This window comes from Methanococcus vannielii SB (assembly GCF_000017165.1).
In the GTDB taxonomy this organism is placed as follows: domain Archaea; phylum AGJL01; class Methanococci; order Methanococcales; family Methanococcaceae; genus Methanococcus; species Methanococcus vannielii.
This window is the reverse complement of record NC_009634.1, coordinates 640,691-667,007: the sequence shown is the minus strand read 5'-3', so window position 1 is coordinate 667,007 and position 26,317 is coordinate 640,691. Positions and strand designations below refer to the sequence as shown.

The 26,317-nt window shown below is 32.1% G+C and carries 23 protein-coding genes and 3 tRNA genes; 17 read left to right on the top strand and 9 right to left on the bottom strand.

Annotated features, from left to right (window positions below; genetic code table 11):
• The 4 genes from MEVAN_RS03120 to MEVAN_RS03100 all read left to right on the top strand — a co-directional run bounded on the left by MEVAN_RS03120 (position 1) and on the right by MEVAN_RS03100 (position 4,601).
• Positions 1 to 537: a hypothetical protein gene (locus MEVAN_RS03120; protein WP_011972419.1), complete on the top strand. Its 537-nt coding sequence runs from the start codon at positions 1 to 3 to the stop codon at positions 535 to 537.
• A gap of 20 nt (positions 538 to 557) precedes the next feature.
• Positions 558 to 1,010 carry a beta-class carbonic anhydrase gene (locus MEVAN_RS03115; protein ID WP_011972418.1) on the top strand — a complete coding sequence of 151 codons (453 nt, stop codon included), beginning with the start codon at positions 558 to 560 and terminating at the stop codon, positions 1,008 to 1,010.
• A gap of 373 nt (positions 1,011 to 1,383) precedes the next feature.
• On the top strand, positions 1,384 to 3,408 hold the full coding sequence (locus tag MEVAN_RS03105; protein ID WP_011972417.1) for a formate dehydrogenase H subunit alpha, selenocysteine-containing: 2,025 nt from the start codon (positions 1,384 to 1,386) through the stop codon (positions 3,406 to 3,408).
• Positions 3,409 to 3,437: 29 nt separating this feature from the next.
• Positions 3,438 to 4,601, top strand: a complete 1,164-nt coding sequence (locus MEVAN_RS03100; protein WP_011972416.1) for a Coenzyme F420 hydrogenase/dehydrogenase, beta subunit C-terminal domain — start codon at positions 3,438 to 3,440, stop codon at positions 4,599 to 4,601.
• A 3-nt stretch (positions 4,602 to 4,604) separates the two neighbouring features.
• On the opposite strand, the gene pfkC is transcribed toward MEVAN_RS03100, so the two are convergent.
• Genes pfkC through MEVAN_RS03085 form a run of 3 tightly spaced genes read right to left on the bottom strand, consistent with a single transcriptional unit; the run spans position 4,605 to position 8,963 of the window.
• Positions 4,605 to 6,002, bottom strand: coding sequence for an ADP-specific phosphofructokinase (gene pfkC / locus MEVAN_RS03095; RefSeq protein ID WP_011972415.1), 1,398 nt, complete (start codon positions 6,000 to 6,002; stop codon positions 4,605 to 4,607).
• A 43-nt stretch (positions 6,003 to 6,045) separates the two neighbouring features.
• Entirely contained in the window at positions 6,046 to 7,365 is a 1,320-nt protein-coding gene (gene pgi / locus MEVAN_RS03090; RefSeq protein WP_011972414.1) for a glucose-6-phosphate isomerase, read from the bottom strand.
• A 29-nt stretch (positions 7,366 to 7,394) separates the two neighbouring features.
• Positions 7,395 to 8,963 (bottom strand): glycogen synthase, encoded by a 1,569-nt coding sequence (locus MEVAN_RS03085; RefSeq protein WP_011972413.1) that lies wholly within the window; start codon positions 8,961 to 8,963, stop codon positions 7,395 to 7,397.
• A gap of 169 nt (positions 8,964 to 9,132) precedes the next feature.
• Between MEVAN_RS03085 and MEVAN_RS03080 the strand changes: the two genes are divergently transcribed.
• The 5 genes from MEVAN_RS03080 to rplJ all read left to right on the top strand — a co-directional run bounded on the left by MEVAN_RS03080 (position 9,133) and on the right by rplJ (position 14,989).
• Positions 9,133 to 10,308: a glycosyltransferase family 4 protein gene (locus MEVAN_RS03080; RefSeq protein WP_011972412.1), complete on the top strand. Its 1,176-nt coding sequence runs from the start codon at positions 9,133 to 9,135 to the stop codon at positions 10,306 to 10,308.
• A gap of 152 nt (positions 10,309 to 10,460) precedes the next feature.
• Positions 10,461 to 12,326, top strand: coding sequence for a glycoside hydrolase family 15 protein (locus MEVAN_RS03075; protein ID WP_011972411.1), 1,866 nt, complete (start codon positions 10,461 to 10,463; stop codon positions 12,324 to 12,326).
• A 62-nt stretch (positions 12,327 to 12,388) separates the two neighbouring features.
• On the top strand, positions 12,389 to 13,612 hold the full coding sequence (locus MEVAN_RS03070) for a glycoside hydrolase family 57 protein (protein WP_011972410.1): 1,224 nt from the start codon (positions 12,389 to 12,391) through the stop codon (positions 13,610 to 13,612).
• A gap of 40 nt (positions 13,613 to 13,652) precedes the next feature.
• Entirely contained in the window at positions 13,653 to 14,345 is a 693-nt protein-coding gene (engB, locus tag MEVAN_RS03065; protein WP_011972409.1) for a GTP-binding protein EngB, read from the top strand.
• A 122-nt stretch (positions 14,346 to 14,467) separates the two neighbouring features.
• The gene (gene rplJ / locus MEVAN_RS03060) at positions 14,468 to 14,989 is read left to right on the top strand and encodes a 50S ribosomal protein L16 (protein WP_048059137.1); all 522 of its coding nucleotides are present in this window, start codon (positions 14,468 to 14,470) and stop codon (positions 14,987 to 14,989) included.
• Positions 14,990 to 15,082: 93 nt separating this feature from the next.
• Here rplJ and MEVAN_RS03055 read toward each other — a convergent pair whose 3' ends face one another.
• The 3 genes from MEVAN_RS03055 to dnaG are packed head-to-tail and all read right to left on the bottom strand — an operon-like array spanning position 15,083 to position 18,073.
• A complete protein-coding gene (locus MEVAN_RS03055) occupies positions 15,083 to 16,360 on the bottom strand; it encodes a UbiD family decarboxylase (RefSeq protein WP_011972407.1) in 1,278 nt (425 codons plus the stop codon).
• A gap of 47 nt (positions 16,361 to 16,407) precedes the next feature.
• Positions 16,408 to 16,701 (bottom strand): UPF0058 family protein, encoded by a 294-nt coding sequence (locus tag MEVAN_RS03050; protein ID WP_011972406.1) that lies wholly within the window; start codon positions 16,699 to 16,701, stop codon positions 16,408 to 16,410.
• 40 nt (positions 16,702 to 16,741) lie between these two features.
• Complete coding sequence (gene dnaG / locus MEVAN_RS03045) at positions 16,742 to 18,073, bottom strand: DNA primase DnaG (RefSeq protein WP_011972405.1); 1,332 nt, start codon at positions 18,071 to 18,073, stop codon at positions 16,742 to 16,744.
• Positions 18,074 to 18,298: 225 nt separating this feature from the next.
• On the opposite strand from dnaG, the gene MEVAN_RS03040 reads away from it, so the two are divergent.
• The 3 genes from MEVAN_RS03040 to MEVAN_RS03030 all read left to right on the top strand — a co-directional run bounded on the left by MEVAN_RS03040 (position 18,299) and on the right by MEVAN_RS03030 (position 19,397).
• Positions 18,299 to 18,371, top strand: a tRNA-Gly gene (locus MEVAN_RS03040).
• Positions 18,372 to 18,406: 35 nt separating this feature from the next.
• Positions 18,407 to 18,479 (top strand) — tRNA-Gly (locus MEVAN_RS03035).
• 105 nt (positions 18,480 to 18,584) lie between these two features.
• Entirely contained in the window at positions 18,585 to 19,397 is an 813-nt protein-coding gene (locus MEVAN_RS03030) for a DUF2334 domain-containing protein (protein WP_011972404.1), read from the top strand.
• 41 nt (positions 19,398 to 19,438) lie between these two features.
• Here MEVAN_RS03030 and MEVAN_RS03025 read toward each other — a convergent pair whose 3' ends face one another.
• Positions 19,439 to 21,871, bottom strand: coding sequence for a DUF5814 domain-containing protein (locus MEVAN_RS03025; protein WP_011972403.1), 2,433 nt, complete (start codon positions 21,869 to 21,871; stop codon positions 19,439 to 19,441).
• Positions 21,872 to 22,015: 144 nt separating this feature from the next.
• On the opposite strand from MEVAN_RS03025, the gene MEVAN_RS03020 reads away from it, so the two are divergent.
• Together MEVAN_RS03020 and MEVAN_RS03015 are read left to right on the top strand one after the other, a co-directional pair.
• Positions 22,016 to 22,219, top strand: a complete 204-nt coding sequence (locus MEVAN_RS03020; protein WP_011972402.1) for a class III signal peptide-containing protein — start codon at positions 22,016 to 22,018, stop codon at positions 22,217 to 22,219.
• 100 nt (positions 22,220 to 22,319) lie between these two features.
• Entirely contained in the window at positions 22,320 to 22,877 is a 558-nt protein-coding gene (locus MEVAN_RS03015) for an AAA family ATPase (RefSeq protein WP_011972401.1), read from the top strand.
• 32 nt (positions 22,878 to 22,909) lie between these two features.
• Here the strand turns inward: MEVAN_RS03015 and MEVAN_RS03010 are convergent, their stop codons facing one another.
• Together MEVAN_RS03010 and MEVAN_RS03005 are read right to left on the bottom strand one after the other, a co-directional pair.
• Positions 22,910 to 23,425: a GNAT family N-acetyltransferase gene (locus MEVAN_RS03010; RefSeq protein ID WP_011972400.1), complete on the bottom strand. Its 516-nt coding sequence runs from the start codon at positions 23,423 to 23,425 to the stop codon at positions 22,910 to 22,912.
• An 86-nt stretch (positions 23,426 to 23,511) separates the two neighbouring features.
• Positions 23,512 to 23,586, bottom strand: a tRNA-Arg gene (locus MEVAN_RS03005).
• A gap of 112 nt (positions 23,587 to 23,698) precedes the next feature.
• Here MEVAN_RS03005 and crcB point away from each other — a divergent pair.
• The 3 genes from crcB to tfrA are packed head-to-tail and all read left to right on the top strand — an operon-like array spanning position 23,699 to position 26,071.
• Positions 23,699 to 24,067 carry a fluoride efflux transporter CrcB gene (gene crcB, locus MEVAN_RS03000; RefSeq protein WP_011972399.1) on the top strand — a complete coding sequence of 123 codons (369 nt, stop codon included), beginning with the start codon at positions 23,699 to 23,701 and terminating at the stop codon, positions 24,065 to 24,067.
• A 4-nt stretch (positions 24,068 to 24,071) separates the two neighbouring features.
• On the top strand, positions 24,072 to 24,398 hold the full coding sequence (locus MEVAN_RS02995; protein ID WP_011972398.1) for a DUF190 domain-containing protein: 327 nt from the start codon (positions 24,072 to 24,074) through the stop codon (positions 24,396 to 24,398).
• 32 nt (positions 24,399 to 24,430) lie between these two features.
• Positions 24,431 to 26,071 (top strand): fumarate reductase (CoM/CoB) subunit TfrA, encoded by a 1,641-nt coding sequence (tfrA, locus tag MEVAN_RS02990; protein WP_011972397.1) that lies wholly within the window; start codon positions 24,431 to 24,433, stop codon positions 26,069 to 26,071.
• Positions 26,072 to 26,317: the final 246 nt, after the last annotated feature.

Here is a 26,317-nt window from a genome sequence, read left to right as displayed (position 1 = left end):
ATGTATTCAAATGTACTAATAAGTGAACTGACAAGACATGCAAAAACTACTCCTTCGGCATTTATTTCTCTCATAATATGTTTAATTTTTACAGCATGGTCAGTATACGTATCTAAAAATTTGTGGATACTTCTAATGTCAATCCCGTTCATACTAGGTCTTACATTAATCCCAATTAAAATTTCAAATATGAACAAAAAAATATCTGATGAATTACTTCCTGAATATGTAGACGTTTCAAAAGAGTATAAAATATCTGAAATAACAAAAGAAAGTCTGAATAATCGGGTGAAAATTGTTGGAAAATTGGACAAGGTAATATATGGTATATCTACAAAACCAACCATCAGAGTAAGTGATGAAACTGGCAAAATATTTTCTAACCTTATATCGCCGGTTCCAGACGGGATTAAAAAAGGAGACATGATTGAACTATATGGAATAGTAGCTAAAAACTATAAATTCTTCGGAATAATTGGAATTCCAAATCTATGGGCGCCCAAAATTTATGGCATAGGTGTTCGAAAATCTAATTAATATTGCATGGAGGTTATATTTTGGGAGAAAATGCAAAGCCTAAGAAAAAACTTGCAATTGTAACCTGTATGGACACCAGACTTGTAAATTTCCTTTCAAAAAAGCTTGGAATTGAACAAGGTGACGCAAAAGTAATAAAAAATGCAGGAAACATCATAACTGAAGATGTAATTCGCTCTCTCGTAGTTGCAATATACCTTTTAGGTGTTGAAAATATCATGGTGATTGGACATACTGACTGTGGAATGGCCGCTGCAAGTTTTGAAGATGTAAGAAAAAAGATGGTTGAAAGAGGGGCAAACCCAAATTTCACACCCGATTTTGAAGCATGGCTTGGCAGAATGAACTGTGAAGAAAGAAACGTTATAGATGGTGTAGGACTTCTAAAGGAACATCCTGCAATACCCAAAGATGTCGCAATTGATGGGTATCTTATGAATATTGAATCGGGAAAGTTAATTAATATAGCCTAAATAACTGTGGATGATGCCCAAAGGGGCGGACACCTCCGTATCTAACCCCATAGAGTCAAGCCAACTCAAGTATTAGCCAAATAGTTCAGATAAACTAGCCTAACTTTATCTGCCTACACTAAATACTCAAAATACATTTATCATTTTTCATATTTTAATTTATTCTTTTTATTATTTTTTATATTAAGTACTGATAAAGTAATATAGCACGATATTATTTTTTATATTAAGTACTGATAAAGTAATATAGCACGAAAAATTGAAAATAGCACACAATAATTATAGCACAAATGGATTAGTATGAACTAATTTGGAATACTAATCTTTAACTGAAAACCAAAAGGTGTCACACATAATTTAACGGTGATGATTAATGAACGTGGAATTCATTCATACGATATGCCCTTACTGCGGTACAGGCTGCGGTTTGGATCTCGTTGTAAAGGATGGAAAACTAGTTGGGACAAATCCATTCAAACGACATCCGGTAAATGAGGGAAAAACCTGTATTAAGGGAAGCTACAGTCACGAGTTTGTACACTGTGAAGATAGACTAAAAACTCCATTAATTAGAAAAAATGGAGAATTGGTTGAATCATCATGGGAAGAAGCTCTAAATTTGATTTCAAGTAAATTAAAGGATTATTCTCCAGAAGAAATCGGATTTTTTTCATCTGCAAGATGTAGCAATGAAGATAATTACGTATTTCAAAAATTTGCAAGAACAGTAATGAAGACCAATAATATTGACCACTGTGCAAGACTTTGACACTCAGCAACTGTGGTCGGTTTAGGGCAAGCTTTTGGTTCAGGTGCTATGACAAATTCAATTTCTGATATAGAACAAGCAGATTGTATATTTATAATAGGTTCAAATACGTTTGAACAACACCCGCTTGTTGCAAGAAGGGTTATTCGTGCAAAAGAAAAAGGTACAAAGGTCGTTGTAGTTGATCCAAGGTATACTCCAACTGCAAAACAGGCCGATTTATACTTGCAATTACTTCCAGGTACAAACGCAGCAGTTTTAAACGGAGTAATGCATGTAATTATAAATGAAAAGCTTACAAATGATGAATTTATAAAAAACAGGACAAAAGGGTACGATGAATTGAAGAAAACCCTTGAAAAATATACTCCAGAATACGTATCTAAAATTACCGGTGTAGCTCCTGAATTAATAATTGAAGCTGCAAAAATGTATGGAAGCGCAGAAAAATCAACAATACTCTACTGTATGGGTATAACTCAGTTTATTCATGGGGTAGATAACGTAAAATGTTGTTGTAACTTGGCAATGATCACTGGAAACATGGGAAAACCCGGAACAGGTGTAAACCCGTTAAGGGGGCAAAATAATGTTCAAGGTGCATGTGACATGGGTGCACTTCCAAATGTATTTCCGGGATACCAACCTATTCCACTAAATCATGAAAAACTTGCAGAAACTTGGAATACGCCAGTTGATTGCCAAATTGGACTTTCAATTCCAGATATGCTCTCTAAGGCGGGTGAACAAGTAAAATGTATATATATTCTTGGTGAAAATCCAATGGTTTCAGATCCAGACCTTCACCACGTGGAACATGCATTAAATAGCCTTGATTTTTTAATAGTTCAAGATATATTCTTAACTGAAACCGCAAAACTTGCAGATGTTGTGTTACCTGGAGCTTCCTGGGCAGAAAAAGATGGAACTTTCTCAAATACTGAAAGGAGAATTCAAAGGATAAGAAAAGCTGTTGACGCACCCGGTGAAGCAATCGAAGACTGGAAGATTGTAAAGATGATTGCTGAAAAGATGGGTCAAGGGGATTTATTTAACTTCAATACTCCTGAAGAAGTATTTAATGAAATTTCAAAGGTTACTCCACAATATGGTGGCGTTACTTACGAAAGACTTGGTGTTGATGGACTACACTGGCCATGTAAAACATTAGATGATCCTGGAACGCCTATACTTCACTGTGAGAAATATTTAACACCTGATGGTCTTGGGAATATATTTGCAGTCGAATATAAAGATCCAGATGAGATGGCAAATCAAGAATACCCGCTTACACTAACGACTGGTAGAATTATTTTCCACTACCACACGGGTACAATGACAAGAAGAAGTAAGCACATGTCTGATGAAATAGATGAAGGATTTGTTGAGATTCACCCTGACGATGCAAAGGTTCTAAAGATTAAAAATAAAGAAAAAATTAAAGTATCTACAAAAAGGGGCGAAGTGGTTGTAAACGCAAAAATTACCCCAAATATTAAGCAAGGTGTTATATTTATGCCATTCCACTTTGCAGAAACCGCAGCTAACATTTTAACGAACCCTGCACTTGATCCTAACTGTAAAATCCCGGAATATAAAGTATGTGCTGCGAAAGTGGAGAAATTATAGGCTATTAGGGATTTTAAACGAGGGATACAATGAGCAATGAAATGTACTATGTACAGGCAGCAGATCCTGCAATACTTGAAAAAGGAGAGTGTGGCGGTGCAGTTACTGCACTTTTTAAATACCTTTTGGATAAAAATATCGTAGATGGAGTACTTGCCTTAAAAAAAGGGGCAGACGTTTATGATGCAATACCTGCATTTGTAACATCTTCGGATGATTTGATAAATACTGCAGGATCACTGCACTGTGCTCCGACAATGTGGGGCGGAATAATTAAAGACTATTTAAAAGACGTAAAACTTGCGGTTCCGGTAAAACCTTGCGACATGAGGGCTATAGTTGAGCTTTCAAAAAGAGCTCAAATCAATTTGGATAATATTTACATGATTGGTTTAAATTGCGGGGGAACCGTTCCTCCAAAAGTGGCCATTGAAATGATAAAATTATTCTATGAAGTTGACCCTAAGGATGTTATAAAGGAAGAAATAGACAAGGGTAAGTTTATAATTGTATTAAAAGACGGAACCCATAAAGAAGTTAAAATGCACGACCTTGAAGATAATGGCTATGGAAGACGGATAAACTGCCAGAGATGTGATGAAAAAATCCCTAGGAAAGCAGACCTTGCAGCAGGAAACTGGGGAGTAATTGGAGAAGAGTCTGGAAAGTACACGTTTATTGAAGTATGCAGTGAAAAAGGTAAAAAATTAATTGAAGATGCAGAAAAAGAAGGCTATATTAAGAAAAAAACCCCTAATTCAAAAGGACTGGAGTTAAGGGCTAAGGTAGAGGCTTCAATGTTAAAGATGGGCGATGAATATAAGAAAAAATGGCTTGAAGACGATTACCCATCATTTGAAAAGTGGAATGAATACTGGAGCAGGTGTATAAAGTGCTATGGATGTAGAGATGCATGTCCAGTATGTTTCTGTAAAGAATGTGCACTTGAAGCAGAATATATTGACCGTGGAGAAATTCCTCCAAATCCAATAATGTTTCAAGGAGTTAGAATGTCACACATGGCATTTAGCTGTGTAAACTGCGGACAATGTGAAGACGTATGCCCAATGGAAATTCCAGTTGCAAGGATATTCCATAAAGTCCAGGAAAGTGCAAAAGATGAATTTGGGTACCGCCCAGGAGTGGATGATAAAGAGCCCCCACTTTTAGGAAAGCCCTGTTCAACACAATAAATATTAATTCTTACTTTTTGCTTTTTTAAGTTCAGATATATATCCAACAAAAGCACCTGAGGATATGGTATCTCCAAGTCCAACCGTACTTTTTGGATTTTTAACAATTCTTGAAGGAACGAGTACTATATTATATTTTTCATATTCTTTTTGAATGGAAATATTTTTTGCAATCTCTTTTAACAAATTACCGTGTTTATTGTACGGAGTATTCAAACCTACCTCTAAATCTTTAGTAGTGTTTATTTCTCCAAGCGAAGCTTTTGTAGATGCTAAAATTGTTGCAAATTCAAGTGTTTTTTCTAAAGATTCTTCGCTTAATATTCCACCTTTTTTACAAATGTACATTATATAATATAACGTATGAATTTGAACTCCATCAAGATTATACTGTTCAAGGAGTATTTTTGATGCCTTAATAACGTCTTCAAGTCGGCTATTTTTTAAAATACCTTCGCTTAATTCACTGTAACCTAAAGAGTTAATTATATTTGCAATTTCGGCTTCATCCATTCCTATACAATCTACATGGGGTAGAATATAGTCCGCTATTTTTTTCCGAATTATGATGTCTTGAATTGAAGCGAACTCCAAATGCACTTTTAAATCAGGATTTTGCGATTTTAAAAGCTTTATATCCTCAATAGCGTTATCTAAATAATAATCCGAGGTTTTTCCATCCAAATAACTCTGTTTTATTGCTTGAAATCCTGAAAGAATTGCACAGTCAACCATCTTTCCAATTTTAGAAAGATGACTTTTTAAATTTTCATGAACCTCAATTCGTAAATTTTCAGGACGAGATGCTGCAATAAACCGGTTGGCTCTTTTGGAAGTAACGGTAATATTTTTTAAACTAATTGAAAGGTTTTCAGGGTATTCAAAAATTCGATTAATTTTCAACTCGTCGTTTCCAAAAGAATCTATCGGCTTTTTTAAAACAAGCTTTCCATTGAATTCAGTTGGAAATACTAAGTTTTCAGAATTATTAAACATTTGACTTTGTTTTTTAGATAAAATTGGTGAATAAGCAATTATTTTTTTTAAATTTAAAATTGATAATAGATTTGAAATTATTCCAACTTGTCCGCCAATCCTTTCTTCATCGTAAACCATACTATTAAAATATGAATCCAGTTCTGGAGTATTTTTTATTGGAACTTCCACTGGTTTTCCAGATCTCATTGCATGAATTAGCCTAGAAACAAAATCTAATGGATTTTCAATTACTCTTGGATATTCTTCTATTTTTGAAATTAGTTCTTCTTCATTAAAGTCCCCGATTAGGCCGTAAACGTCTTTTGGATATTTTAGATATTTTAATGCATCTACATTTACATTATATGCTAAAAAAATAGAAACGTTTGAAAAATCTTCAAAATGGCGGTATATTTCATCCATGCTTTCAGAACTCCTCAAAAATTATGATTGATTAAGTTTATATTTATTTTGAAAGTATTACGTGGTTTTTAGAATGTAATTCATTTGACATTCCCCTAGAACGGTTTTTAGTTAAAAATTCATGTGCTATTTTTTTACCGTGTTCTACTGCGGGCTGATCAAATGCATTTATTCCGTATATTTCTCCTGAAATTGCAGTCTGCATTTCATACATTAAAAAAAGCTTTCCAAGTGTTATTTCGTTTAATTCATCAAGTACTATTTTTACAGTTGGAACATTGTGAAATTTAAGTGAATTTTCAGTGCCTACAAGTTCGGAATTAATTATTTCTGACATTTTATACCCCTTAAATGCACTTTCGTATTCGTATTCAATTTCAAGGTCGCATTTAAACTTTTTAACGCTTAAAAAAGTTACTATTTTATCCTTTGGACCATCAACGTAGAGTTGGAGTTGAGAGTGCTGGCTAGTTGCACCAACTGCAGTTACAGGCGTCTGTCCAAAACCGTTTTTCCCAAGACTTTCTGCCCAAAGTTGTCCGTACCACATTCCAAAGCTTCTAAGCCTTTCAATATATGGCATCATCACGGAAACCTTCTTTCCACGGTTATACATCATGTAATGTATAAATGAATTCATAAGTGCAGGATTTTTAAAAATATTTTCTAGTTTACAGGATTTTTCCATTAATTTTGCGCCGTCAGTTAATTTTTTAATGTTAATTTGGGCACAAGCCATTGGGGCAAGCCCAACTGATGATAAAACTGAAAATCTACCTCCAACATTTTTTGGAACGTCAAAATGAATATATTTTTCTTTTTCAGTTAATTTTTTAAGTTCCCCGTCATGGGTAATTGACACAATATTTTTAGTCCAGTTAAAATTTTTCTTTTTCATTAGATTTCTAACTACAAAGAAATTAGCAAGCGTTTCAATTGTATTTCCAGATTTACTTATTACAAAGACAAGAGTATTTTCCAAATCTAGTTTTTTCAATATATAATTTGTTTTTTCAGGATCCGAGTTATCCATGTAGTGAATTTTCGGTTTATCGTACCTTGAAGTAAGACTTCCAAGTATTGCAGATTCTGAAGCTCTTAAACCAAGATTTGAACCCCCTATTCCAATTATTAAAAGATTTTCAAAATTTTTTGAATACTCTTTTAACTCTTCATAATTATCCAAATTATCCTTTAAAACATCTAAAAAACCAAGTTCCCCATTTTCTTCCTTATCACGTAGGTTTTGAATACACGATGTAGCTTTTTCAAGTTCATTATCAATATCTGAAATTGATATTCCAAAATCGCCTATTTCGGTATTCATTGAATTACTGTAATTAAATAAAAATTCCCCGTTCATAGTATCCCCTTTTATCATTAATTATTAGTTTAAAAATAATGTTTGTAGATTGCCCCTCCAAAAAGTGCACGATACCTTTCAGCACTATCGTTATTTTGCCAACTTAAATTTTTTTGTACGTGGTTGTAACAGTTTTTCATCATTATTGAAAGCGGACTATTTTCTTCATATGGACTTTCAGGGCATGAAACATGTTTATAATTTATAAATATACACGCTTCATCTAAATTATAGAATGTCCAGTATATCCCATGTTCAATTCCCCATTTAAATCCGGTTTTATCGTAGTCGTTAAATAAAACGCCCGTTGCCATATCAAAATTTGGGTTTTCATGGGGATTAGGATGTAAAGAAATTACGGAATCCGATAATCCACCTGTATTTCTTGCAATTACGGGTGTTCCATATGCCATAGACTCCATCTGTGTCAATCCACACGGTTCCCAAAGGGAAGGGACAGTTGTCCAATCACAACCGGCATATAATATTGGAACTAGTGGGGGGCAGTGCCCAGTTAAAGCCATTACTTTTTTTGGATAGCTTTCAGCAAATTCTTTCATTTTTTCTTCAATAATTCGTTCTCCCTTTGAAAGCATGACAAACATGATGTCATTTTCTTCAACTATTTCTGGAACGGTTTCAAATATTAGGTCAAATCCTTTCTGGTGTGTGGCCCTGCCTACAAATCCTAAAAGAGGCGTTTTAATATTTCCTTTTAAGCCCCCATAAACTTCAACATCCGTACCGGATAGCTTACTTTTATCCATATCGTTCCAATCGTTAATATATCTTTTTAAATTATTTAATTTGCAAAACCAGGACTCTTTAATTTTTGGTTTTATCTTTGAAGCATCAGAAATTTTGTAATTTTCTAAATAACCGTAATTTACTGGATTTAAATTATTACTGCTTAAATAAGTAGTTCTTTTAATTATGGTTTCAGGATTATAATTTTCAGAATCTATGCCGTTTATTATGCCGTGAAAAGGTTTTACTTTGCACTGATTCCTTAAAAAGTCCAAATTTCTTATTTCTTCAGCATGATTTGGGCTAACCGTATTGAATGCATCACTATAATAAATTCCAAGTTCTAAAAAAGATAAAATACTTCCCTTATACTCTTTTACAGGCCCTTTGAATGCTTCGTTATGTATAGTTATTGTTGTTGGAAGATTTAATTTTTCATGACATTTTGCAATTGCAAGTCCGCATGGCCAGTCATGGCCTGAAACGCATTCTATGTTGGGAATTTCAGATAGATATGATACAACAAGGTCTGCAAAAATTTCATATTTTACAGGATCCCATGTATCAAGGAAATTTATTTCCGGATTACTAAATGCAATAATTTCTGTTTTTGAAAGAGGATGTTTAGCTTTTATTACATCAAAAATAAACTCGGTACCTTGATATTTTGAGTAAAGTTCCATTATTTTTTCATTAGGTAGTTTTGAAATTTTACCCTGATGGTCGAATGTTAAAACAAAAACTTCATTACCTGCCGACTTTAAAACTTTAGGCAAGTCCTCTAAAATGTCGCCTAAACCTCCTATCGAAGTTATGGGCGCAATTGTTGGTGTTAATATTGCTATTTTCATAAATACCCCTCTTAAAAATATTCCTTATATTTTTATATTACTGGAAATATATGTTATAGAAGAGATATATTACTTTTTAATTTATATTTAGTATGTATTTAAGTTATATCTAATTTATATTTAATTTATATCTAATTTATTTTTAACATCCAAGGGGGTAAGTGAAAGAATGAGGATATCAATGATTACTTGGGAATATCCTCCAATAATGGTAGGAGGATTGTCTGTTCATTGTAAGGGGTTAGCTGAAGCACTTGTTAGGGCAGGGCATAATGTGGATATCATAACAGTTGGTTACGACCTTTTAGAGCATGAAAATATTAATGGAGTAAATATATATCGTGTAAAACCGATTTCACATGGTAATTTTTTAACGTGGGCAATGTTTATGGCAACGGCTCTTGAAAAAAAACTTGGAAATCTTGGAATTCAAAATTACGACGTTGTTCATTGTCATGACTGGATGACTTCTTTTGTTGGTGCAAATGTAAAAAGTCTTTCGAAAGTTCCTTATGTTCAATCAGTACACAGTACTGAGGTTGGCCGGTGTGGAGGTATTAATTCAGAGGATTCTCGGGCAATAAATGATTCAGAGTGGTTTTCAAACTACGAATCAAATCAGATAATTACAGTAAGTCATGCTATAAAAAATGAAATATGTTCAGCATTTAACGTACCATTTGAAAAGGTTAATGTAATTTATAACGGCATAAATCCTTATGAATTTAATATTAATGCAAATGATTATGAAAAATATGACTTTAGAAGACATCTTGGGATTTTAGACCATGAAAAAATGATTCTTTATGTGGGTAGGCTCGCATATCAAAAAGGAGTTGAATACTTAATACATGGCTTTCAAAAACTTCTTTATGGGCATCCTGATTCCAAGCTTGTTATTGCAGGTGATGGAAATATGCAAAATTATTTAGAACATATTTCGTGGAAACTGGGATGTAGGGATAGGGTTATTTTTTTAGGATTTAAAAATGGAGATTTATTAAAAAAACTTTATAAATATGCTGATGTATGCGTAATTCCTTCCATATACGAACCTTTTGGAATTGTTGCACTCGAAGCAATGGCTTCCGGAACACCGGTAGTTTCAAGCGATATAGGGGGACTTAGTGAAATTATAAGCCATGAATATAATGGCGTTAAGGTTTATCCAAAAAATCCTGATTCAATTGCATGGGGTATTGATAAGGTGCTTTCAGATTATGGGTTTAAAGAATGGATTGTTAAAAATGCAAAAAATGACTCATACACTAAATATAGTTGGGATACTATTGCAAAAGAAACAGTCCAAGTTTATAAAAAAGCAATAGATATGATGAATCGATAATTTATTATAAATTATGGCAACATATTTATTATCATCAATTACCATTAAAAAAATAGTTATCTTTTACATTTTATAACTACATTATATAACCATTATATTACAGTTATAAATTTAATACATGATTTAAGTTTTTATTTTTAGGGCGTGGTTTTATGGTCGGAATTATTGGAAACGGAAACGTACTTGCAAAAGTAGATGATTCAGGTTCTATTGAGTACATGTTTTATCCAAATATTGGATATGAAAAACACGTGTTAGATGCAACGTTTGCAATATATAATGGTGGATTAAAATGGGCTTGGAATAACGATTGGATTATAAAGCAAAATTACGTAAAAGAAACAAATATCTTAAGAACTTCGTATGAATCCAAAGAATACCTTTTAGAGTCAAGAGATTACGTTCCAATATCTCACAACATGATTATAAAACAACTCTCAGTCACTAATAAAACCGAAGAAATCCAAAATATAAAACTATTTTTTTATGAAAATATCCGGATGGGTGAGATTCCAAATGAAAACACTGTCCGGTTTATAAAAGATAGGCAGTTATTAGTGAAATACGATGGAAAGTACGTATTTAGCGTTGGAAGTAATAAAAAAATTTCATCGTACCAATGTGGGGTTCGTTCAACTGATAAAAGTGCATTAACAGACATGGCAAATGGCATATTAAAAGAATACCCAAAATCAAAAGGATTAATAACAGATAGTGCATTATCTTGGGATTTAGTATTAAATCCCGGTCAAAAGCAGACAATTTCTGTTTTTTTAATGGTTGAAAAATACGATGGAAGCTATCCTAAAATTATAGACACATTGGATTTAACAAGAGTCATTATCGATAATCACGAGGACTTTTACGAACTTACTCATGCATATTGGAAGAATATTTTAGATACTGCCGTAAGTAGACTAAGTGAGAATGAATTAAATCGGGTTTCACACTATGAAGAATTATGTAAGCGCTCTCTTTTAACAATATTATTATTATGTAGTAGAAATGGCGGTATAATGGCGTCACCTTCCCTGTATCCGGATTACCGGCACGTATGGTGTAGGGATGGGGGTTACATGGCAGTTGCACTTGACTTATGCGGCCAGCATTTAGTTACGGAAAAATATTTTGAATGGTGTAGGAAAACCCAAAATCAAGATGGCTCATGGATACAAAGTTATCATGTTGATGGATCCCCGCGGCTTACTGCAATTCAAAACGACCAAATTGGAACTACATTATGGGCCCTACTGGTTCACTACCGAAAAACAGAAAATATTAACTCCCTTAAAAAAAACTGGGGGATGGTAAAAAAAGCTGCAAACTATCTAGTAAACGTATTAAACAATCAATCATTAAGTTACGATTTATGGGAGGAAAAATATGGCCTCTTTACTTACACAATTGGTTCAATTTACGGAGGGCTAAAGTCAGCAGTTGAAATTTCAAAAATTATCGAAGATAATTCTTCCGACGTTAAAAATTGGATTTATTCAGCTGAATTTTTGAAAAAAGAAATGATAAAAAAAATTTACTCTGAAGAAGATAACCGATTTTTAAAGTCTGTAAGTCCTAAAGATAATACAGTCGATTCAAGTATTCTTGGAATATGTTTCCCATTTAACCTTGTAGATCCTGATGATCCTAAAATGGTAAATACTGCAAGTCAAATTGAAGGTGCATTTAATTATAAAATTGGCGGAATTGGGCGATACCCTGAAGATGTCTATTTTGGCGGAAACCCTTGGATCATAAATACACTATGGCTGCACATGTACTATGAACAATTAATAAGGGCCTTTTTGAAAAATAATGCCATAAAACGTGAAATAGTTGAGTCTTACATTCAAAAAAGTATATCTTTATTTGAATGGACGTTAAAAAATAATTTCAGTGGTTTATTTCCCGAACAAATTCATAAGGATTTGAAAGTTCCAATTTCTGCAATGCCTTTAGGTTGGTCACATGCAATGTTTATAATTGCAGTTCATGGAGATCTTGATATTTTAATTCCATAACTTTTAATTTTAATATTTTAAATTTAAATTAGAACTTTTTATCTATCAAAAGGTGGGTATTTGTGTATTTGTCTCTTAATTTTGAAGTTCACCAGCCAAACCGGCTTAAAAAATCGGTAAACTATAATTCAGGTGATTTGTGGAACCGCTACATTGACGTTACTCTAAATAGGGAAATTTTTAACAAAGTTGCTGATAAATGTTATATCCCTTCAAACAGGGTAATTCTTGAACTAATTGATGATTATGATATTGAAGTGTCATACAGCATAACAGGGGTTTTTTTAGAACAGGCACTTGAATTTAATGAAGAAGTTTTGGAACTTTTTAAGGATCTTTCAAAAACTGGGAACGTTGAATTTTTAGGGGAAACATATCACCATTCCCTTTCAAGCCTTTTTGAAGACCATGAAGAATTTAAAGAAGATGCAATTGAACATAAAAAGATAATAAAAGATATTTTTGGGTATAAGACAACTACCTTTAGAAATACTGAACTTATATTTAACAATAAAATTGCAGAAACTGTAAAAGAACTTGGATTTAGGGGTATATTTACTGAAGGTGCAGACCGAATTTTAGGTTGGAGGTCTCCAAATTACGTTTATCACTCAACTTCGGGATTAAAAGTTCTTTTAAGGAATTATAATTTAAGTGATGATATTGGTTTTAGGTTTTCATCAAGGGATTGGGTAGAACACCCATTAACCGCAGATAAATATTCAAGATGGCTTTCAAATACGCACGGGGACTGTATAAATCTTTACATGGATTATGAAACATTTGGAGAACACCAGTGGAAAGATACGGGAATTTTTGAATTTTTAAGGTACCTTCCAATAGAACTTGAAAAGTATGAAAATATTGAATATGCAACTCCTTCGGAAATTTTAGAAATTAACGAACCAAAAGGAACTTTAGATGTTTTTGACTTTTCTACAGTTTCATGGGCCGATTCTGAGCGAGATGTAAGTGCATGGCTTGGAAATAAAATGCAGCAGTCTTCATTTCAAAAATTAAGTGAAATAAGGGAATATCTTGGAAGGTACATCAAACTTTTTCCAAAATCTGAGCAAAAAGAATTAATAGAATATAAAATCTATAAGAATATGCAGACCAGTGATAATTTTTATTATATGTGTACAAAAGGCTTTAGTGACATGGATGTCCATTCTTATTTTAGCCATTTTTCTTCTCCATTTGATGCTTATGCATCATATCTGGATGCGCATTATGACTTTAAGAACCAATTGGTTTTAAAGATGCTTTCAAAATATTTTAAATAATTTAAATATTTTAAATAATTGTAAATGGCAGTGTGATATTATGCAATACGAAAACACGAACAAAGAACAGTCTAATTTAAGTGACGTAGCTCAAGATATTCAAAAATTTAAAAAATATATCCGAACCGAGAAAAAAGGGGATGAACGTCCAAAAGTAGTCGTTATGGGGCGTTCAAATGTTGGAAAATCGACATTTGTAAAGGCGGTAACGGGAGAAAACGTGCGAGTTGGAAAAAAACCTGGCGTTACCTTAAAAATTACCGAATATGATATGGGAACATACTTACTCGTGGATTTACCTGGATTTGGGTACATGGAAGGAATTGAGAAAAAAGCACAGGAAAAAATTAAAGACCAGATAATTAAGTATGTTGAAGATAATAAAAGCACGATTGCAACATCGATTTTGATTTTGGATGCAAAGGCACTAATTGAGATTATAGATAGATGGGATCAAAAAGGTGAAATTCCAATAGATTTGGAAATGGCAGATTTTTTAGAGGAACTTTCATTAAATCCAATATTTGTAATAAACAAAATGGATAAAATAAAAAATTCTGAATGGGATGCACATCTTGATAGGGTCTCAGAAAAACTTGGATTTTTACCACCTTGGAGGCAATGGCTTGATATTTTAGTCCCTGCAATATTAAGGGATAATTATGGAATCGATGGAATAAAACACCGGATAAATAGGCATATACAAGCCTTTAAAAAATTAAAAAGCCAATAATATATGTCTTTTTTAAATTTATAGTACATTTTAAGAAATGTTTATATACCATTAGATAGATGTATATTGTAGCACGCTTATGAATGGCTTTTTATAAACACGAAAATCACGGAGGAACGATTATGGCACTAAGACCAGCAAGATGTTACAGGGACACTACAAAAAGGGCATATACTAGAAAAGAATACGTAAGAGCAGTACCTCAACCAAAAGTTGTACACTACGTAATGGGAAACACGAGTGCTGATTTTCCTGTTGAATTCCACTTGGTTTCAAAAGTTGACATATTGGTAAGACACAATGCTTTAGAAGCTTCAAGGATTGCAGGAAACAAATATATTTTAAGGGAATGCGGTAGATTAGGATACAAATTCCACATTAGAGTTTATCCGCACCAAATACTGAGAGAAAATAAAATGGCTGCAGGAGCAGGGGCGGACAGGATTTCCGACGGAATGAGATTATCATTCGGTAAAGCAGTTGGAACCGCTGCAAAAGTTGCTAAAGGCCAAACAATAATTTCAATCAGTGTAAACCCTGACAAATACAAAGAAGCAAAAGAAGCATTAAGAAGATGTTCAATGAAGTTGCCTGCAGCATGCAAAGTTGTTGTGGTAAAGGGACAGGACTTAATTAAAGATTAATTATCTCTTTTTTTATATATTTATGCAAATTTTAAAATTATTTAAATAATCTTTTAGAAAATAAAATTTTTAAATAAAAAAATAGTATTTTATTTATTCATCATCTTTTGGAACTTCAGCCCTAATAAATTCCTCTTTTCCTTTTAATAAACTCATTGTAGCATCTATTCCCATTTTTGCAGTTAATTTGTTTTTTAAATCTGATGAAGGGTCTAACGATGAACCTTTAGCACCACTTATTATTACAATATCGCTATCGCTTTGAACTCTTGTTGAAACTGCATATTCTACATCATTCTGGTCATATATGTTAATATCATGGTCAACAACCGTGACGTGCTTTAAGCTAGGATGTGCTGCAAGTGCTGCAAGTATTGCATTTTTGCCATCCCCTTCAGTTTTTTTATCAATTGAAACAACCGCACTTAGCCAACAACATCCCCCTTCAGTTAAAGCAACGTTTTTAAGGGATGGAACTGTATTTCTAATTCCTTTATACATACGGGGTTCTTGCGGTAAGCCCATAAGTATTTTATGCTCATTCCCTCCGGGAAGGAGTGCATGAAATACTGCTTCTTCTTTTCTTCTCAATGCGGTTATTTTAATTAGTGGCTGTTTTCTAATCATGTCGTAAGTTCCAGTAATGTCTACAAAAGGCCCTTCATCAACAAATTCTTTTGTAAGTTTTCCTTCAATAATAAATTCGGCTTCAGGAACTTCTAAATCGACAGTTTTACATTTCACAAGTTTTAAAGGTTTTTTCATTAACGCAGATGCGTATTTTAATTCATTAAATGTTAAGTCCCCCGACGTTGAAGCTGCAAGTAAAACTGCAGGATGAACCCCGATTACAATTGCACAATCAACATCTCCTTTTTCAATATTTTTATTGTAAATGTAGTGTAAATGCCTTTGTTCAACCATTCTAATTGTAAGTGTCCCATCAGGCCGAACTAAAATCCTGTGAATCGATGCATTTACTCCTTCATCTTTATCCTTTACAATTACAACTCCCGATGTAAGGTATGGCCCAGCATCTTTTCCGTAGTATGTTGGAATTGGGTATTCATGAATTTTTTCAAGGGAATCATCAACATAAGTGGAGTTTAAATTATTATCTACAATTAATTCGCCATTTTTTTCATTATCAAGCGTTTCAACCATATGTTTCATTAGTTCTTCCTTTTCAATGCCGAGACTTTTTGCAATAACATCTCTAGTACATAAATTTCCAATTACCCGATAGCCGTTTACATTTTTTATAAATACTGGTTTACCGTCATTTTCTTTTAAAATTCTAGATATCCCGTATTTTTTTGTAGCGTTTTCTAAAACTACTTTTTCAATCGAGTTTATAAGTTCTTTTACCATAAAAATACCTCCTGATAAATTAGTTAATGTAAAATTTAATGTAAACTTTACCTTTTTTTCCTTGCAATTTCTTTACCAAGTTTTTCCCCTGTATCACTGAGCCTACTTGCAACACTTCTTGGAACGTTTCCTTTTTCAGATAATATTTTTCCAATAGTGCTCGATAACAAAAAAATAGCATAAGTGTGTTCAGATTTAGTCCTGTGTATATGGTGAGGTCTTATATTTAATTCGTCATAGTCTTTAAATGTACCTTCAACTTCAACGCCAAATTTTCTCGCTAAATCCTTTCTCATGTACACTAAAAGTTGGTGTAACTGGATGAGTTCATCCTTATGCATTAAATCACCTTCAAATCTAAAAGAAGTATTATTTCATGTTTTATTCCATGATTTCATCAAAAGAAAATAACCTTAAATTCACTGGCTTTTTAGTAACTTTTATTTCAGTACCCACAATTATTGGAGTCTTATCGTGTAATAAGTCAACAATTTTTTGGGTGATTGGCATATCTGCTGCAAAAAAGTCCATGTTTTTAATTTCTTGAATATTTGTTAAAAATTCTTTAAAAGAGTTCGTTTTTTCCTTCCCGTCTACAACAAACTTTACAAGGCCGGTATTTTTAATGCCTTCCAAAATCTCTTTAACTCCATTATACTTTTTCTCTAAATTTGAATTTTCTTGAAGAATAGTTTTTTCATCAGCGTCAATAGTTTTTTTTTCAAAAGATTTTATTTTTTCGATAACAACGGTTTCTTTTTCAATTTCGGGTTTAAATGTTTTTTCAAGTTCATTTTTCTCTTTGGAAGAGTGGGTTACTTCTTCAATATATTTTGGAGTTATTTTCTCAACCAACTCTTCATTTAAAACAGGATTACTTTCAACAATATTTTTATACTTTTCCCCGATAATCTGTTCAACCGGAACTTTTGCCCGCAAGCACTTCATTATTTCTTTTTTAGATGTACCTTCAACTTCTTTACCATATGGGGCTCTTGAAACATAATCAATATCACAAGTTTGGAGCAACTCTTTTAAAATTAATTCTCCGCCTCTGTCTCCATCAGTAAATGCTGTTGTAGTCTTCTTTTTTGAAATCTCCATTATGGTCTTTGGAACAGATGTCCCTTCAACTGCGATTGCATTTTTTATACCGCACCTTAAAAGAGTTAATACATCCGCCCGCCCCTCTACAATGATTATAGAATCAGAATGGAGGATATTTGGGCCACAGGGTAAATTTTCTGGCCCGTATTCCATAATTTCTTCAGTTCTTAAGGATTCCTTAATTTCTTCAGTTATTTCGTAAGTATCAACCATTTCATCCATCAATTGCCGTAAAATATGCCGTGCCCTGTTTGTTATATATTGTCTCTTTGAAACCCTTATATCTTCAACATTTGCAATTTTTACAGTGGCAAAACAGGGGCCTACTCTATCAATTGTTTCAAGAGTAGCCGCAAGAATAGACGTTTCAACTTTATCGAGGCTAGATGGAAGAGTAATTTTGGCAAAAGACTTACCATTTACGTTTTCAAGTTCAACATCGATTCTTCCAATTCTTCCACTTTTTTGTAAGTCTCGAAGGTCAAGTTCTGTACTCAATAGTCCTTCAGTCTGACCAAAAATTGCACCTATCACATCGTGTTTTTCAACATAACCATCTGCAATAAGTTCCGTATATATAATATATTTTGTAGTACCTAGATCCATAAATAATCCTCCTAAAGTTTGACCCACACGTCTCAAAAACCGAGTTTTCTCAAAACATAAAAATGTCCTTAACTACTTATTGCATTTTTTATATATAAAATATAATATGATAATAGGGTTCTTTTTAATAGCCAGAAATTTCAGGAAGGTATAAACCGAAAAGTTTATATATTAAGTACTACAATGTGTACTATGCTCTGAGACAAGAGAGATAGGAAAAAAATAGCGGCTTTGATGTAGACTGGTATCATACGGCCCTGCCACGGCCGACACCCGGGTTCAAATCCCGGAGGCCGCATCTTTAAAATATAAATGTCGTCAAATGTGAAATGTGCGCCAGTGGTGTAGCCTGGTATCACTCTGGCCTTCCAAGCCAGTTACTCGGGTTCAAATCCCGACTGGCGCATTTTTATTTTAGATCATTTAATCCATTAATTTAAATTAATAGATAATATATTATTATATACTTTAAAAAAGCAATTATACAATTATTCTGTAGTTAGGGGATAATTTGAAAATTGTAAGATTACTGTTTTTAAGCTTATTTTTAGCTATTGGGATTTTTTCGTCAATTAATTATGAAAAAACTGCTGAAAATGTTACAAGTAATGGAATAAACGATCCCGTAATATTAATTCATGATGTAAGCCCGATATATTTTGAAGAATTAAAAGAAATAGACGAAATACTATCTAAAAATGGATATTCTAGTAGGACATATCTTTTTGTGATTGTAAATCATGGAAATACTAACGATATATCTAAAAATGCAGACTTTATAGCGTATTTATTATATTTAAAAACAAAAGGATATATTATTGAACTACACGGTTATGACCATATCGGGCAGGAATTTAACTGCAATGCATCTATTGCAGCAGAAAAACTTGATAAATCACTTTCGATTCTTGAAAATCATACTGGCAGAAAGATATCTTATATAATGCCTCCAAGATACGGGTTATCTGACGAAGCAAAATCCAAAATTTTTGAAAAAAATCTTTCAATAGTTATCGGTTCTTACTATCTTGAAAAAGATTTTCACGAAATTAAAGTTATTAAAATTGAAAATAAAGAGTATACGTGGTATTTGGAAAAAGAAAATGTTGAAAATCAGCTTTTGAATGCCAAAAATGAGTATATTAATTCTAAAAATCCGTATTTTCTTTCAATACACCCAAAAGCAGTAAATTATGGGGGAGGTATTGAATTTTTGGATAAATTTCTAAGTTTTACGAAAAAAAAGGCAATTCTTAATGAATTACCGGAAAATACTATACTTTATAAGCATATTAAACATAATCATGAAATAAACGATTATTGATTATACTTACTCTATTGGATATATCCATATATGACTAAAAATTAATTTTTATACGGATTTTCAAGTTTTTTCTTTATATTGTTCGCTTCTTTTGCTATTTTTTTATTATATATACTTCCAATCCGCTCAACTGCATCTAGTGTATTTATTGAAGTTTCAAGGTATGAATATATGTCTCCACCATACGTCTGTAAGTTTAGGGTATCGTGAAGGACTTTTGAAGTTTGTAACGGGGTTTTTTTAGCAATTCTAAGATTTAAAATCTTTTTTGAGAGATAATATATAATGTCTTCTTCTATCATCTGGTCAAACTCGATTAACCACGGAAGTATTTCATCTCTAAGCGTTTTATCTTTTATTTTTTCAAAATTTTCTTTAATAACTTCAAACGCATCACAAAACCTTGTTGGAATGTTTGTATTTGTCGTCTTTGATATCTTATTCTTCAAATTTGAAGGAATATAAAAATTTTCAAAAGATGAAATCGATACTATGAGATCCACTAGATTTTTATCAAGATTTTTTCTTATTTTTTCCGCATCGTTAGGGTATAAAAATGAAACAGAAGTTGCATATCCATATCTTGTAGTTTCAACATCTTTATGTATTTTAAGCATGTCAAAACACGCTAAATTTTCAAGTACGTAGTTTAAATTCAAATTTTTTCCAAGAGAGGGGATTTTTGAAATGTCTGAAATTTTAACATTATTTTTGTAGTTTTTAATCGAACAGATATTTGCTAAAACTTGTTCAAATTCCTCATCTTCATTATATTCTAAGGATACATCTTCAGGCTCCGAATTTAGCAGTTTAAACGATATTTCATCCTCTGAATTTTCCATTTTTGCATGGTATCTTTTACCAATTTCAACGAGGCTGTAAACTTTTCCAATCTCATGCATTCCCTTTCTTCCGGCTCTCCCACACATTTGTTGGAACTCTGATGGATTTAACCAGTCTCCGCCCATTGCAAGGCTTTCTAAAACTACAGTAGATGCGGCAAAATCAACACCTGCTGCAAGTGCTGCGGTAGTTACGACACACATTGTTTTCTGTTTTAAAAAATTATCTTCAACACTTCGACGTTTTGAGTATTCCATACCCCCATGATAGTATTCTGACTTTATTCCTTTCGTACTTAAAAAATTAGAAATATATTCCGCCCTCTTTCTTGAAAAAGTAAATATTAGACTTTGGCCTCTAAAACCGAACTTTGATTTAGCGCTAAATTCATTTTTAACAATATCTTTTATTAAATCAAGTTTTCCTGAGTCATTTCTAGTAAATATTAGATGTCTTTCAAGAGGAACTGGCCTTCCATTATACAAAACGAGTTTTGAGCCTAATTTTTTTGATAATTCTTCAGAATTTCCAACGGTTGCAGATAAATATATCATCTGGGCACAAAATAAGAATCTTAATCTTCCAATAAGGCCATCAAGCCTTGCACCTCTTTCTTCCATATTTAAAGAGTGCACTTCATCAATTATGACAGTCCCAATATCCTTTAACTTTCCAGCCCGAATTAAGTAATCAATTCCTTCATACGTTCCAATTATTATGTCAGAATCAATACCTGAATTAATATCTATTCCTTTATTTTCCGAAAGTCTACCCGTTCCAACCCTTAATGATACAGATATTCCATATTTTTCGTATTTTTCCTTAAATTCAATGTATTTTTGGTTTGCAAGTGCAACTAGGGGCACTAAAAATAAAAATTTACCCTTATTTTCTGATAAATTTTTAATTCCTGCAAGTTCACCAATAAGGGTTTTTCCAGATGACGTTGCAGATGTAATTAGTAAATTATCTCCTTTTAAAAGCCCTCCTTTTACAGATAATGTTTGTACAGGGAGCAATTCTTTAATATTCCTATTTTTAATTACTTCTTTTAAAATATCGGGAATATCTAATTCATCAATGGAATAGTTTTTTATATCGTCATCAGTACTTCCGGTTAACACATCATATTTTGTAATTTCAGGATTTTTCAAGGGATTACTTGATTTAAATAATTCAATTACTTTATTTGCATCCTTAAATCTCCTTAAAAGTTTTTCAATGAATTCCTCGCTTATGTTAATCTCGTGTTTTACTTCGTCAACAGCACAAGTTAAGCATATTTCACTATTATATATTTTGTATTTATCAGTTATTTCAGTAAATCTTCCTTTTATTAGGCAAAAGGGGCATAAATCTATGTATCCATATTTAATTCCGCTCTGTTTTAAAAAATCTTCGAGTTTTAAAGATTCTTCATCGCTACTTAAAAGTACCTTATTTGATTTGATAAAGCCCATAAGTTTTGAAGGTTGTATCGGATTTATATTGCCTCCTTTTTCTTCCCTACACTTATAAAGCGTTATTTTATTATTTGCGGGCCGTATTATTCCGTAATAAATTTTTTCATCAGTTAAGTCTGCAAATTGAATCTCGTCTTTTTTTTTCTTTAATTTTCTCACAATAATCATGAATTCACCAGATAACGTGTAAATAATCATAAAACAAAACTAAGATTAATTAAATATTATTATAATATATTTAAATTTATAAAATACTTTTAGAAAAGATATAAATCTATATAATTTAAAGTAATATAATAAAATGGTGGTAAAATGTTGCAGGTTTTATATAAGTTTTTTTCAAACAAGGGGCAAATTAGTCTTGAATTTTCAGTACTGGTACTAGCAGTAATTGCAGCTGCAGTTATTCTTGGATATAATATCATTTTAACATCTAAATCTATTCAAGAATCAAACATAAATACGATAAATAACACCCATAATACTGCAATTAATATACTTAGCGAAGTTAGCTAATTAAACTAAAATTAAATAAAATTTATAGTTAAGATAAGTCTTTAATATTATATTAAAACTAACCTAAACATTAAATTTATAGCAGTTATTTTGGGATAAAATGAAATTGATAGGAATTACTGGAATGCCTGGTTCGGGAAAAAGTGCAATTATTAATTTAGCAAAGGAAAATAACATACCTGTAGTTTCAATGGGGGATATTGTACGGCATGAAACTTTAAAACAGGGGCTCATACTTAATCCAGAAAATGTTGGAAAAACTGCGATATTTTTAAGGAAACTCCATGGAAAAGAAGCTATTGTAGTACCATGCCTTAAATATATCTTTGAAAAATACAAAAATGAAAAATTTGTAGTGATTGAAGGAATAAGGAGTATTTACGAAGTAAACTACCTTAAAAAACACGTTTTTTTAGAAATTATTGCAATCCATTCTTCCCCTAAAACCCGGTTTGAACGACTTAGTGCTAGGAATAGGGAAGATGATTCAAATAGTTTAGATACATTTATAGAGCGAGATAATCGAGAATTGGATTTTTCAATTGGGAGTGTTATATCCCTTGCAGATTATGTGGTTGTAAACGAAGAAGAATACGATAAATTTTTAGAAAACTTAAACTCATTATTAAAAAAAATAATTATGAATGTTGATGAATAAATTATAATAATTAGGCATTAACTAATTAGGCATTATTTTAATTTTTCAAGCCTTTTAATATGGTTTTTAGATAGTTCGACTATTTTATCAGTATTCAATTGGTAATTAACCCATTCATCAACTGGATTTGCACCTATTTTTTCATAAAATTCTCTTGCGGGGTTCCACTTTAAAACTTGCCATTCTATCTTGTTACAGTTTTTTTCAAACGCAATATTTGAAATATATTCAAATATTTTTCTCCCTATTCCAAGGCCCCTAAATTCTTCTTTAATGAATAAGTCTTCAATATATATTCCAGGCTTTCCAAGAAACGTTGAAAAGGTGTAGAAAAATAAAACAAATCCAACAGGCTCAAAATTTACCTCGACAATAAGTGCTTTAGCATAAGGTTTTTTTCCAAAAAGGCTTTTTTTAAGTACTTCTTCAGTAATATTAACTTTATGTTTTAAATTTTCGCACTCTGCAAGTTCTTCAATGAATCTGAGAATTAAAGGTATATCTAAATATTCTGTTTTTCGAATATTAATTTTAAAGTTATCATCCATTCTTTTCCCCATGATAATATTGCTAAAATACGCCGTAAAAATTAGATACCAACACACGTTCAAAATAACATTTTTAAAAAAGTTGACGAGCCCGGAGGGATTTGAACCCCCGACCACAGGGTCCGAAGCCCTGTATTCTGTCCAAGCTAAACCACGGGCCCAACATATTTTTTAATATTAAGCATATAGTTTTTAAGAGTTACTTTTGTATATAATTAATTATATACTATATAAACCTTTTAGTTATTGGCTAATATTTTAGATGGTGATTTTTTGAAAGAATATTTTTTAATTGGTATCGGTGGATTTACTGGTGCAGTACTTAGGTATGTTATAAGCGGCATAATTCCAGTTAAATTTGGAATTCCAACAGGTACATTAATGGTAAATTTAATTGGAAGTTTTATTGTTGGATTTTTAATGTATTCGTCATTATTTACTGGAATATCTTATGAATACCGTCTTTTTATTATAACTGGATTTTGTGGAGCACTGACTACATTTTCTACATTTAGTTACGAATCTTTTTCATTATTGGAACAGCATTACTTTATTAAATCAGGAATAAATATTTTAACAAATGTGACAGGCTGTATAAGTATGATATATTTTGGAAGAATGGTTTCAAGTAGTTTCTGGTGATTTTATGAAGGAATTAAATGCTAAACTGCTTAGAATATATATAAAAGAAGAAGATAAATATGGAAAAGAACCCCTTATAAATTTAATAATAAAAACCTTAAAAACTAACGAAATTTCTGGAGCAACTGTTTTTAAAGGATACTGCGGTTTTGGAACAAGGGGATTTTCAAGAGCTGATATTTTAAGGCTTTCTATGAACTTACCCGTAGTAATAGAGTGTATTGATTATGAAGAAAAACTTGAAAAGGTCATGCCAAAAATTGTGGAATTGGTCTCTGAAAATGGAATTATATCCTTACAGGAAATACACATATTTAAAAATCTAAAATGATTTTGAAACGATAATTTAATTTTGGTGGTTCTATGATAACAGATATACTTATTATTGGTGGAGGAGGTGCTGCAGCAAGGGCAGCAATAGAGTGCGGACAGAAAAATGTAATTATCGTATCAAAAGGTCTTTTTGGAAAAAGCGGCTGTACAGTCATGGCAGAAGGGGGCTATAACGCAGTATTTAATCCAAAAGATGGGTTTGAATCACACTTTAAAGACACGATGAAGGGTGGCGGATTTATAAATAATCCAAAGCTTGTAGAAATTTTGGTAAATGATGCCCCATCTGAATTTAAAAACTTGGAAAATTTTGGATGCTTATTTGATAGAACCAGTGAAGCAGAATTTTCACAAAGGCCATTTGGAGGTCAAAGCTTTAATCGGACATGTTATAGCGGGGATAGGACTGGCCATGAAATGATATTAGGACTTATGGAATACTTAAGCAAATTTGATAGGATAAAAATAATGGAAGATGTAATGGCGGTAAAGCTAATTACTGATGAAATCAAAACAAACGGAAAAAAAATTAAAAAGTGTTTTGGCGCTGTTTTTTTAAATCTATTAACTGGCCATATCTTTCCAATTTATGCAAAATCTACAATTCTTGCAACAGGGGGTGCAGGACAAATTTACCCGATTACTTCAAACCCAAAACAAAAAGTTGGAGATGGATTTGCAATTGCGTATAGGGAAGGCGTTGAATTAATTGACATGGAAATGGTTCAATTTCACCCGACAGGAATGCTTGGAACAGGAATTTTAGTAACTGAAGCAGTACGTGGGGAAGGTGGGATACTATACAATAAAAATAAAGAAAGATTTATGAAAAATTACGACCCCCAAAAATTAGAGCTTTCTACAAGAGATGTAGTTTCTAAAGCAATATTTAATGAAATTATGGATGGAAGAGGAGTTGACGGCGGAGTATATCTTGATGTAACGCACCTAAATCCAGAAATAATTAAAGAAAAGCTTGAAACAATGTATTCTCAGTTTAGGGCCATTGGAATAGATATAACAAAAGAACCGATGAAAGTATCACCAACTGCACACCACTTCATGGGCGGAATTAAAATAAATGAACAGTGTGAAACGAATATTTCTGGGTTATATGCTTGCGGTGAAGTATGTGGTGGAATTCACGGTGCAAACAGGCTTGGCGGAAATGCACTTGCAGATACCCAAGTTTTTGGCGCAATTTCTGGGAAAAACGCTTTAAAAAATTCAGAAAAAAATGAATTTGATATTTCGAACGTCTACCAAAAAACATGCGAATTTATCAATAGTTTAGAATCATGTTTAAAATCTGAAAAAGAGGATTCAAACTCCGGAACTAACGTTTACGTTCTCATCGATGAACTGAGAAATTTAATGTGGGATCATGTTTCAATTTCAAGAGACGAAACTGGGCTTAAAATTGCATTAAAAAATATAAATGAAATAAAAGAAAAAATGAAAAAAGTTTCAATAAATGGAATAGTTGATTTTTCAAAAAAATTGGAACTTGAAAACATGTTATTAGTTTCTGAAGTTGTAACGAAATGTGCACTTTTAAGAAAAGAAACAAGGGGGGCACATACAAGGACTGATTATCCGGAAACAAACGAGGAATGTGTTGGAAATTTTGTAGCAGATTTGAATGGAATTAAATTTGTAAAAATAAAATAATTTAAATTTTTTTTAATTTGCAGGAATGATTACTGTATCTAAACTTAATGACTCATAATTAAAAAAGATTATTAATTTATTGTTTTCGTCCATACGTGTTATTTAATTATTTTGCAACGTTATGATGAATTATTTTTATATCTTTACGTATATATCGCATTATATATCAAAATTTAAATGTAATGTCTTTTAAAAAAGATTTATCGAAAGATTTATCAATTGTAATTATCGATCATTATATATATC